The sequence below is a fragment of the Formosa sp. Hel1_33_131 genome, from assembly GCF_001735745.1.
In the GTDB taxonomy this organism is placed as follows: Bacteria; Bacteroidota; Bacteroidia; order Flavobacteriales; family Flavobacteriaceae; genus Hel1-33-131.
The window spans coordinates 253,877-265,978 of sequence record NZ_CP017260.1; the positions used below are offsets into that span (position 1 = coordinate 253,877).

Sequence of the window (12,102 nt, forward strand, 5' to 3'; positions counted from 1 at the left end):
AAAATGCATCTTATATTTGTGTCATATTATTAACCTATGATTTTTAGATTTAGAATTGTCTTAGACAACGATACCAAAGAAGATATTTTTAGAGATATTGAGATCAGAAAGACCGATACACTCGAGGATTTACACAACTCCATCACACAATCCTTTGGATTTGACGGCAGTGAAATGGCCTCCTTTTATTTGAGTGATGAGGAATGGAATCAAGGGGAAGAAATCTCTTTATTTGATGTCAGTGAAGGTGGTAGCGACATTCAACTTATGAGCCAAACCGTCATTAGCTCAGTTGTTTCTGAAGGGCGTACAAAATTGATCTATATCTATGACTTTATGAGTATGTGGACTTTTATGGTTGAGTTGGGAGAAATTGTTGAAGAAGCAGATGGTACTGATTATCCTAATTTACTGTTTGTTCATGGTCAAGTTCCAGATGAAGCACCCGAAAAGGTTTTTGAAGCCGAAGGAGGCGAAGATCATTTTGACGAGTTTGATGATGGCTATAGCACCGATGATTACGAAGAATTGGATTTTGACGAAAATTGGAATTAAAAGAAAATTCCTGTGTTTTCTGTTTGGTAATTTCGTTTTACAAAACTGAGTGAATTTCTTAAAATTTCACCCATATTTTTACTATTCTTAAAACGAATATCTCCAGTATATTCAAATATTTTTGTTTTCAATAAGGTTTCATGTTCAGGAGTTGAAAGGGTATCTGAAATCATACACTGAATCAAACGTTCAATACGGTTTTTGAAACTCAACAAGCGTTTGGCAACGATAGAGCGCTCTTCGAGTTTGTACTGATTGATAGATTGTTTTTCAAATTTTTGAGTCACTAAATCGACCATTTTAAAGTTCTCTTTAAAAAACTGCGGGCGATACACATTAAATTTACCTTCATAACATTGCTGATCAAAATCGATGGCACGAATCGTGTAAACAACATGATCAAAATCATGCGTGGGAACTATCACATAATTATACGAACGCATATCTCCTAACAACCGAATCATACACCGCTCATTAAATTTTACAAATTCCTTTGCAATCTGTGCCTTTTCTGGTTCAGTACAACTTGGAAGCATATTTGCTATAAATTCATCTCCTGGAATTCCACTAATATGTTCTTCAATTAAAGTATCTTCATACACCAAGAAATTTAAGTTGTGAGGCGACAACATATGCTCTAACTCTAAACCATAAATTCGTGATGCATCCGCTTTTTTAACATAAAAATATGCGTAATTATCATTGAGGACATTCCTTATTTTGATGCGAAACGGTTTAGAATTACCAAACGTACAATAGTCAATCGCATCCACATTTAGCAAGGGAATCGTGGTTTCATTACCATCAGAATGCAGCTTGGTATATATCTTTTTTAAACTTAAATCGATCTCTTGACGATCAAATTCACTATAGTACGTACGCACCCAAAGGGTGTCCTTGTCATTCTTGTCAAACACTTCTACCGACCCTTGAAAACGGAGTAAATCATCATAAAAAATAGGCAATTTAATCGTACGATTAAACTTTTGCAAGTATGCCTTTAGTGCTGTATTTACAGGGTATGAGGGTTTTCTAAGTGATATTTTTAAATCGTTTTTCATGTGATAACTTGAATTCCAAATTTAACTTTTATTTTTTAATTTGTAACAATTGACGGTAAACATCGTCTTATATTTGTTATTCATTAAAACTAAAAATGTGAATTCTATCCTCAAAATATCAAACCTTACAAAAAAATATGGCTTACTCACTGCGGTCAGTGATCTTTCATTTGACATCGAAAAAGGAAGTGTTTACGGAATTTTAGGCCCGAATGGCAGTGGAAAATCTACCACCTTGGGAATTGTTTTGAATGTTGTCAATAAAACTTCTGGTGATTTTTCTTGGTTTGGAGGTGCACTGACAACGCATCAAGCGCTTAAAAAAGTAGGCGCCATTATCGAACGCCCAAATTTTTACCCTTATATGACTGCCTACCAAAACCTTAAATTGGTTTGTAAAATCAAAAGCGTTTCTTATGATTCCATAGAAAAGACTTTAGAAATTGTAGGGCTTGACGATCGAAAACACAGCAAGTTTAGTACATTTTCTTTGGGAATGAAACAACGGTTAGCCATTGCTTCGGCGCTTTTAAATGATCCTGAAATATTAATTTTAGACGAACCAACAAACGGATTAGACCCGCAAGGGATTCATCAAATTAGAGAAATCATCAAAGATATTGCCCAACAAGGAACAACTATATTATTGGCTTCTCACCTGTTGGATGAAGTTGAAAAAGTGTGTACTCACGTCGTTGTTTTAAGAAAAGGTGTGAATCTCTATTCGGGGCGTGTGGATGAATTGATTTCAAGCTATGGGTTTTTTGAATTAAAAACGCATCAAAAAGACGACTTATTAAAACTTCTTGAAATACATCCAAATTTTTCTCACACAAAGGTTGAAAGTGATTTAATTACTGCTTTTCTTGAGACCCCTATGGAAGCTGAAGAATTCAACCGTTTACTGTTTAAAAATGGCATTGTATTGAGCCATTTAGTCAAACGAAAAGAAAGTCTGGAAGAACAATTTTTACAATTAACTGACAACCAATGAAACGATTATTAGACTTAGAACTTCAAAAATTATTACTCAACAAAACGAGTAAAATATTGATATTTATATCCTTTATTTTACCCCTTTGCGTCATTCTTTTATCGGCAGTGAAAATTAACTTTTTTGGTTTTTTTACGCTAGAACTCGGTGAATTAGGCATTTTTAACTTTCCTATTATATGGCACATTACCACCTTTTTTTCCGCCCTGTTTAAATTCTTTTTTGCCATTGTGGTGGTTTCAATGATTGGGAATGAATACAGCAATAAAACACTGAAACAAAACCTCATCGATGGCTTGAGTAAAAAAGAATTTATTTTGTCTAAGTTTTATGTTATTGTATTTTTCTCTCTCATCTCAACCCTGATTATTTTTATCATATCCTTAATTCTTGGGTTGATCTATTCGAGTTACAATGAATTTAGTATCATTATCCAGCAAATGGAGTTTTTAGTTGCCTATTTTGTAAAACTTGTAGGATTCTTTTCTTTCTGTTTATTTTTGGGCGTCTTGGCAAAACGGTCGGCATTCGCATTGGCATTTTTGTTTGTCGATTTGATTATAGAATGGATTATTTTAGGACTCATCACATGGAAAAGCAGTTATGAAGTTGCTCAAAAAGTACAAGACTTTTTGCCTTTAACTTCTATGTCTAACCTTATAAAACAACCTTTTCAGCGCATTGCCATGACAAAATTTCCATCAAACACTGATATTAGTTATGATTATGCCGTTCATTTTGACAACATATTAATTGTCCTTTTCTGGACTCTTCTTTTTATATTTTTATCTTATAAATTATTAAAAAAGAGAGATTTGTAGTATATTTCAAACCCATTAATTAAGTATTGTTTTTTGTGATAAAACAAGAAACTTAAACTAATTAGTTTTGATGAAATACGTTGCTCTATTTATTTTTCTAATTACATCTTTATCAAGCTTCTCTCAAGGAGAAGCTTCTCATTGGTATTTTGGGAATGGAGCAGGCTTAATATTTGACACAAATACGGATACGGTTTCCCCTACCAGTGCAGCTTCCTCTACAATAAACACAAACGAAGGCTGTTCTTCCATTTCTGATTCTAACGGGAATTTATTATTCTATACCGATGGTCGAAATGTGTGGGATAAAAACCATCAAATAATGTCAAATGCGAATTATAACAATGGCAATGGATTGCTTGGAGACCCCTCAAGCACCTCCTCTGGTTTGATCATTCCACGTCCGGGAAATCCTGATAATTATTATGTATTTACAGTAGATGAACCGCATCATAATAATGCATGGGCCTATCCAAATCAAGGGCCGGCAGATGTCAATGGAAATACGATTTCTCAATACGATGACCCTGGAGGAGGAGGAGGCTCTGTACCAAACGGCGATGACGGTTTTAATAACGGCCTTAACTATTCTTTGGTCGATTTGACAATGAATGGTGGCAACGGGGATGTTGTAAGTACCGAAAAAAATAGACCTCTTTTAACCTATGATCCTTTAGATCCAGAGCAAGCGAGTTTTAAGTGTTCTGAAAAAATTACAGCTGTTGAGCATAATGATGGGCAATCGTATTGGGTTTTAAGTCATTTTATGGATGTCTTTTATGCCTTTCGTGTGGATGCAAATGGCGTGAATACAACTCCCGTTACCACTCAAATAAATCCCCTTATTACACTCAATGGATACCGCCGGAATTCGATTGGCTATTTAAAATCCTCCCCCGATGGTACTAAATTAGCGATCTGTCATCACGAACAAGGAACGACTCAGGGACAAAGTGCAAACAGTACGGGAAGTTTTTGGCTTTACGACTTTGATGACGCCACAGGAATCGTTAGCAACCCGATGAATCTCGGAAGTAATTCTGGCTTTTATGGGGCCGCCTTTTCAACAGACTCCAGTAAACTATATACGAGTGCTGGGAGTTCTGTCTATCAATTTGATTTAGATGCAACGGATATCTCTGGGTCTCAACAAACCGTTCAGCAGGGTGGTAATTCTATTTTTGCGCTTCAACTTGCGCCTAATGGAAAGATATACGGATCGGTTTTCTCCAACAGTTCATTCCTAGATGTCATTAATAATCCAGATGAATTGGGTGCATTGTGTAACTATGTAGCAGCAGGTCAAGCCTTGGCTCCAGGCACACAGGCTCGTTTAGGCTTACCTCCCTTTATCCAATCTTTTTTCTTAGCTAAAATTGAAGCTGATAATTTATGTTTTGGCAGTGCCACTCAGTTTTCTATTGATAGCAATGAAAATTTTGATAGTATTCAATGGGACTTTGGAGATTCTAGTGCAATGAACACTATCGATTCTCCAACGCATGTTTATGCAAATACAGGAATTTTTACAGTCTCAGCGACCCTTACTTTAGGTACTGAAGTGAATACCTTTTCAAAAACAATAGAAATTTTTGAAGTTCCAACGGCATTTAGCCCAAATGATGTTTTAGAATGTGATGATGATAACGATGGTGTAGCCGCTATAAACCTCAACCAAACTACGGATACCGAAATATTAAATGGACAACTCCCCCTTAATTACACCATTAAATATTACGAGTCGCAAGTAAATGCGGACACTGATATGGGTGCACTGGCAATGCCTTATCAAAACACAAGTAATCCACAGACTCTTTTTGCTCGAATAGAAAACAACTCAAATCAAGAGTGTTTTGATACTACATCCTTTTTGTTAACGGTATTTGATACGCCAACAGCAAATGCTGTTGCGAACAACGAAGTCTGTGATGATTTTGTGGACGGAGATGGAAGCAACGGCCAAAAAATAACGAACCTTCAAATTTTTGATATGGATGTGTTAGGATCTCAAGATCCTTTAAAATTTAGGGTGAGCTATTATCAGTCACAAACAGAGGCCGATACGAAAACAAATCCACACCCCTATTTATACTACAATGTCACCCCTATAACAGAAGAAGTATTTGTTCGAATTGAAACCATTTTAAATGAAAATTGTTTTGACACGACTTCCTTCAACCTAGTTATAAACCCCTTACCTGAAGTTATGGGTCTCAATCTGTCACAATGTGATGAAGACGGAATCTATGATGGACTCACAATTTTTAACCTCACGGAAATAAATACAACGCTTATAAATAATGTTCCTGACCGAGTTACAAAATTTTATACGAGCTTAACATCTGCTCAAAACTCAACGAATGAAATCGATGGAACGGCGTTTAGCAATTCTTCAAACCCACAAAATGTGTATGTGCAACTTATTAACTCTAACACAAATTGCTTTGATATTGCAGAACTAACCTTGGCAGTAAATGTCACCACAGGAACAGATACAACATTAGAGTCTTGCGATTCTGATGGTACCGAAGATGGACTTTTCAATTTCACCTTAACGGATGCCGATGCTGCGGTGCTTGCTGGCTTGCCTGTAACTTATACGCTCAGCTATTATGAAACCTACCAAGAGGCTCTTTTAGAAACCAATCCCCTCACGGCTAATTATACCAATACCACTCCTTACAATCAAACTCTGTTTGCACGTATTGAAAATGACAATAATTGCTATGGCATCAATCAAGTTGAATTGATCGTGCATGAACTTCCACAGATTGTTATTGAGGAGGAACGCATTTATTGCCTAAATACATTTCCTGCTATAATTACGTTAGAGGGTGGTGTCCTCAATGGATTTCCGAATTCATTTTTTTATGATTGGTCTACAGGTGCTACCACGCCTCAGATTCAAGTCAATTCAACAGGAACTTATACGGTCACTGTGAGCGATGCCAATGGCTGCTCGAAGCTAAGAACCATCACAGTGCTGCCTTCTAATACAGCAACTTTTGATTCCATAGAAATTGTAGATGCTGTTGAAGCTAATTCCGTCACTATTTTTGTGTCTGGAGAAGGTGATTACGAATATGCTTTGGATACGGAGTTCTTTGGATTTCAAGACTCAAATACATTTATTGGAGTTGGACCTGGGTTTCATACGGTATATGTGAGAGACAAAAACGACTGTGGGACGGTCAAAAAGAATATATCTGTGATTGGATTTCCTAAATTTCTCACTCCCAATGGAGATGGATATAATGATCGCTGGCATGTGTATGGAATCAATACTCCAAACCAAGCAAACAGCAAAGTGTATATTTTTGACCGATATGGAAAATTGCTTATTCAATTAAATCCTTTAGGTGATGGATGGGATGGTACTTATAATGGTGCTATTATGCCAACTTCAGACTATTGGTTTTATGTCAAACTAGAAGACGGACGCTTTTTTAAAGGACATTTTACACTAAAAATATAAATTGTTTTTTGATACTTAAAACGATCTCAATTACTCTCTTACTGTCTTTCTTAAAAATCTCAATTATTAAACAATGGAATCAATACACACAACGAAGTCAATAGCGAGGTGTATCTTTTAGACCGGTATATAAAACTGCTTATCAAATTAAACCCTTTAGGTACTGGTTGGGAAGGTACTTATAATGGCAAACTCACTCCTACTTCGGACTATTGGGTTTATATTATACTTCAAAATAATAAAATATTTCGAGGACATTTCACATTAAAACGCTAATATTTTGTAAGTAAGTTGTTTTTTAAAAAAAAAAGATGTAATTTAAATATATATTATTTTAAGGAAGTTAAACTACCCCCATATGTTTAAATTATTTACAATATTCTTATTTTTCTCATGCGCCATGGTTTGTGCCCAAACTATAGCGATTGACTCTAGTGTTCCGGTAGAGGAACTTATAGAAACCCACCTTTTTGATGGTTGTATTGAAGTTTCAAATGTAAGCAGCTCTGTCAATGGGAGTGTCATTGGCTTAACGAGCTTTGGAACTTTTTCAAAATCAACTTCAAATTTTCCTTTTGATAATGGAATTGTTTTGTCTACTGGAAATACAAATTCTGCAGGAAATACGGTTATTACAGCAAACTTAAATGAGGGGGATACAAACTGGGGGACGGATTCTGATTTAGAGGATGAACTCGGCATTACCAACACATTTAATGCGACTTCCATTGAATTTGATTTTATTTCAGCTCTTGACAAAGTACGTTTTGAGTATATTTTAGCTTCCGAAGAATATCTGCAATCAGCGTATATCTGTAACAATCAAGATGTTTTTGCGCTCCTTATAAGAGAAGCGAGCAGTGCAGGACCTTATACAAACATTGCTAACGTGGGTCCTCAAAACGATCCTATTAGTCCTGGTTCTATACACCCCGAAATATTTGGGTTTTGTAGTGCTAAAAATTAACCCTTTTTTGACAACTACTCAGTAGGAGATACTAATTTTGATGGCCGTACAACTCCTATTTCATCAATCGCTAACATCACACCCAATATCCTGTACCATGCAAAGTTAATTATTGCGGATGGCGTTGATCAAAACTTTGACTCGGCTGTATTTATAAAAACAAGTGTTGTGATGCCCGAATTAGACTTAGGAAACGATATAAGTAACTGTGCAAGTTCAGTAGATTTGAATGCGGATATAGGTATTACTCCCTCTACATATGACTGGTATTTTAACAATGTATTGGTTTTAGCAGATGGTGGTACCACCTTCACAGCAACCCAAACAGGAAGTTATACGGTAAAAGTTACGATTCTCTTAAACCAAACGGACTGTATTCATGAAGACACCATCAATGTGACATTAAGTTCCGTACAAACTATAAATCCTGTGTCTGATTATGCGCTTTGTGACCCCAATGGCGATGGGTTTGAAAATTTTGATCTATCCACTAAAGATTCAGATGTTTTAGCGGCAGCACCCCCCGCTTCCTATGCCATTTCATACCATTTGACTCTTGCAAATGCAGAAGCAAATATGAGTCCAATTACAACAAGCATCCAAAACAGCAGCAATCCACAAGTTGTTTATGTACGACTCGAAGATACTACGGGATGTTTGGCGTATGCCCCTATTAATTTAGTGGTCAATCCCATTCCACCACTTCCAACTCTTATGCCGTTTATCGTATGTGACAGTGATGCAGTAAGAGATCAAACGACTGCTTTAGGTTTAACGTCTTTTGACCCCACCATTACCAACGGGGATGCTAATCTTGGCGTAAGCTACCATGCATCACTAGTAGATGCTTCATCAGGAAATAACCCACTCGCTTCTAATTTTAGTGCTTCATCGTTACAATTGTTTGCAAGAATTTTTAATATAAACACAGGCTGCTCTAATGTGACTCCTATTGATGTAGAAGTGTATAATACTCCCGAACTCTATACCGAGCCAATATTTTTAGATGCCTGTGACCCTGATCATGATGGATTTGCAAGCTTCAATTTAGAAACTGCTCTACCCCTAGTAATAGCAAACTTAACAGGCTTAACTGCTAGTTTTTATACTTCGATGACAAATGCACAAACGAAAACAGATCCAATACCCGATCCAACAAATTATACAAATACAACTACCACAGAAGAGGTTGTATATGTGCGCATCGAAGATGATGTGTCAGGGTGTTTTGGTGTGCGATCCTTTGAAATTCATACCAATTTATTGTTATCAGAAACAGATTTAAGACCCATTACTTTTTGTGATGAAGATGGCGATGGCATGCATACGTTTGATTTAGACCCTGTAAGTGATCTAATTAAAAATATGTTGCTAGGACGGACTCACCATCACCTATTACGAAACCCAAGACGACCAAAATAATAACATCCCCATCACAACACCCACATATACTTTTACGGGGCCTTCTGTTACCTTATTTATAGATATTGAAAGTAGCAGTTGTCTGGAACAAACTGAGATTGTTTTTGACTTGATAGACGTGGTGCAATTCGGCAATATTCCAGACCAAAGAATTTGTGATACGGATGATGATGGTTTTACGGTTTTAAACCTCAATAACTTTGATGCTGCTGTAACAGGAAATCAATCGGGCTTTCAAGTGCTTTATTTTGAATCTCTTACAAATGCTGAAAATAATATTGGAGCACTCCCAAACAACTATATAAATATTACGAATCCTCAAACTTTATACGTGAGTGTTACAGAAAGTGCTACTGCTTGTGCAGATACCAGTTCTTTTGAAATAACAGTGGTTCCTGCAGCTGTCATCAATCCGCCTTCTCCTATTGTGATTTGTGATGATGATGGGGATGGCTTTTTTATTATTAATTTAGAGGGGTTAATACCTTCTTTAACTTCTACGCCGAATACCGTTGATTTTTCTTTTTTTACAAGTTTAAATAATGCAAATCTAGAAATCGATCCTATAACCGCGACTACCGCATTTGATGCCCAAACTCAAACGCTATACATTCGCGCAGAAGAAAATTTAACAACCTTAAGATGTCCCGTAATTGTTCCTCTCAACGTCATTGTAAATACGCTACCCATTATTCCTACAATTGAAAATTACGATGTTTGTGTCGACAGTTCTACCAACCCTACTTTCTTAATGAACACAAAGGATAATGAAATTCTAAACGGACAAAATGGCAAAGAAGTATTCTATTACGAAGATGCTGGTTTCACACAATTAATTGATAAAAACCAACCCTATATTGGCAACAACTTTCCACAAACAATTTTTGTGAAAGTTGATAACATCACAGACTCTAATTGTTTTTCCACCGCTTCTTTTTCAATAAACATCATACCCTTCCCTGTTTATAATGATACTATTAATGTGGATGTTATTGGGTGTGACACTAATCAAATAGATGGGAAAATAGACATTGATTTCAATACGATCATCAATACGTTGACACAAGGCATTACCCCTGCTCCAATGATTTCGTTTTTTACGACCTTAAGCAACGCCGAAAACAACACTGCTGCACTTCCCTTAAATTATGAAAATACCAGCAACCCACAAACCCTATTTATTAGAATTGAAAACAGCAGTAACGGATGCTATTTAACAGATAGTTTTGGGATTAATGTATTGTCAACTCCTAACGTTAGACAGGTTAATAACCTCACTAAATGCGATACGGATTATGATGGACTCGGTATTTTTAATATAGAAGATTTTGAAATTGAAATTTTTGATGTTCGACAAAATTTTCTCATTGCAACTTATTATGACAGTTTACAGAATCTTGAAAATGGATTTCCTGAAATCCCAGATGTAACCGCATTCCAAACTACTTCCAACCCTCAAATAATTTATATAAAAGTATTAAATACAGCGACACAATGCTTTACTTCAGCTCCCTTAACACTGACTTCAATTTTACCCCCTGCTATCAATCCGATATCTGAGTTTGTGATTTGTGATACGGACACCAATACGTTTGAATTATCAGAAATAAATACGGTTTTAACATCAGTAACTCAAAATATTTCAATCCATTATTTTGATTCCTTAATGAATGCAGAAAACAATCAAAATCAAATTACAATTTTAAACTATCAATCAAGTAACACTCCTCTTTTTGTTCGAATTCAAAATACCTTAACAAATTGTTTTCATATTCACAATTTCAACTTCATTGTCAATCCACTTCCGATCGCCAATCAACCGCCAAATTTAGAAGACTGTGATGATGATTTTGACGGAGAATTAGAGTTTGACATATCTCCACAAACCCTTTTAATTTTAGGAACTCAAAGCCCTTCTAATTTTACCGTCTCTTATTATGAAAACATGGCTGATGCTGAAGTAGGCAACAACCCGTTAAACCTAACGTTTACAGTTGTTAATACAAAATCTATTGTCGCTAAAATTGTAAATAACACCACACAATGTGAAAACTATACGTCATTTACTATAATCGTGAACCCAATACCAATAGTTGATATTCCTAAGCAAGTAATTTGTTTGGATAACTTACCGCTTGTGGTGAGTGCTGACACATTTAACAATGGGGATACTTACTTATGGTCTACGGGTCAAACTACTAGTGAAATTATTATTAATACGATTGGAGCCTATTCCGTAACTGTGACCACCGCAAAAGGCTGTGTAAACAGCTCAAATTTTGAAGTGATTATTTCTGAAGCAGCCACGATAGAATTTACGGAAGTATTAAATTTCACAGACCCTAACTCTATTACGGTTACTATAGAAGATGGTATTGGGGATTACCGATATCAATTAGATAATGGACCTCTGCAAACTTCAAACTTTTTCAACAATGTAACTTTAGGGTATCATACCATTACTGTAGTGGATTTAAATGGCTGTCGCGAAACTACCAAAGAAGTACTTGTGATTAATGCACAAAAGTTTTTTACTCCTAACAATGACACTTATTTTGACACTTGGAATATTGTTGGAATCGAAACACTCCCAGGCTCTGTTATTTATATATTTGATCGTTATGGAAAACTTCTTATTAATTTAAATCATGATTCAGGAGGTTGGAACGGTACCTATAGGGGTAATGAAATGCCTGCTACTGATTACTGGTTTTTGGCGAAAATAAAAACACCAACCGAAGAATTTGAATACAAAGGCCATTTTACTCTAAAACGATGACTTGAAAATACTCAAAAATTGACATATT

8 protein-coding genes and 1 pseudogene are annotated in these 12,102 nt (G+C 35.9%); 8 read left to right on the forward strand and 1 reads right to left on the reverse strand.

The annotated features are described in order from the left end of the window. The first annotated feature begins 36 nt into the window (after window positions 1–36). Window positions 37–555 carry an IS1096 element passenger TnpR family protein gene (locus tag FORMB_RS01240; protein ID WP_069675727.1) on the forward strand — a complete coding sequence of 173 codons (519 nt, stop codon included), beginning with the start codon at window positions 37–39 and terminating at the stop codon, window positions 553–555. On the opposite strand, the gene FORMB_RS01245 is transcribed toward FORMB_RS01240, so the two are convergent. Continuing rightward, the gene (locus FORMB_RS01245) at window positions 552–1,616 is read right to left on the reverse strand and encodes a hypothetical protein (RefSeq protein ID WP_069675728.1); all 1,065 of its coding nucleotides are present in this window, start codon (window positions 1,614–1,616) and stop codon (window positions 552–554) included. The genes FORMB_RS01240 and FORMB_RS01245 overlap by 4 nt on opposite strands. A 97-nt stretch (window positions 1,617–1,713) precedes the next feature. On the opposite strand from FORMB_RS01245, the gene FORMB_RS01250 reads away from it, so the two are divergent. The 7 genes and pseudogenes from FORMB_RS01250 to FORMB_RS12780 all read left to right on the forward strand — a co-directional run bounded on the left by FORMB_RS01250 (window position 1,714) and on the right by FORMB_RS12780 (window position 12,074). Further along, on the forward strand, window positions 1,714–2,610 hold the full coding sequence (locus FORMB_RS01250) for an ABC transporter ATP-binding protein (protein WP_069677854.1): 897 nt from the start codon (window positions 1,714–1,716) through the stop codon (window positions 2,608–2,610). Next, window positions 2,607–3,431 carry an ABC transporter permease subunit gene (locus FORMB_RS01255; RefSeq protein WP_069675729.1) on the forward strand — a complete coding sequence of 275 codons (825 nt, stop codon included), beginning with the start codon at window positions 2,607–2,609 and terminating at the stop codon, window positions 3,429–3,431. Before FORMB_RS01250 ends, FORMB_RS01255 begins: the two co-directional genes overlap by 4 nt. 70 nt (window positions 3,432–3,501) lie before the next feature. Then, window positions 3,502–6,906, forward strand: coding sequence for a T9SS type B sorting domain-containing protein (locus FORMB_RS01260; RefSeq protein ID WP_069675730.1), 3,405 nt, complete (start codon window positions 3,502–3,504; stop codon window positions 6,904–6,906). A gap of 78 nt (window positions 6,907–6,984) precedes the next feature. Further along, complete coding sequence (locus FORMB_RS13310; RefSeq protein ID WP_083243873.1) at window positions 6,985–7,182, forward strand: T9SS type B sorting domain-containing protein; 198 nt, start codon at window positions 6,985–6,987, stop codon at window positions 7,180–7,182. A gap of 124 nt (window positions 7,183–7,306) precedes the next feature. Next, window positions 7,307–8,023: pseudogene (locus FORMB_RS12770) on the forward strand (choice-of-anchor L domain-containing protein); the annotation flags it as partial. Between the two features lie 21 nt (window positions 8,024–8,044). Beyond that, a complete protein-coding gene (locus tag FORMB_RS12775; RefSeq protein WP_083243875.1) occupies window positions 8,045–9,295 on the forward strand; it encodes a hypothetical protein in 1,251 nt (416 codons plus the stop codon). Window positions 9,296–9,416: 121 nt separating this feature from the next. Then, on the forward strand, window positions 9,417–12,074 hold the full coding sequence (locus tag FORMB_RS12780) for a T9SS type B sorting domain-containing protein (protein WP_157498053.1): 2,658 nt from the start codon (window positions 9,417–9,419) through the stop codon (window positions 12,072–12,074). Window positions 12,075–12,102 lie beyond the last annotated feature (28 nt).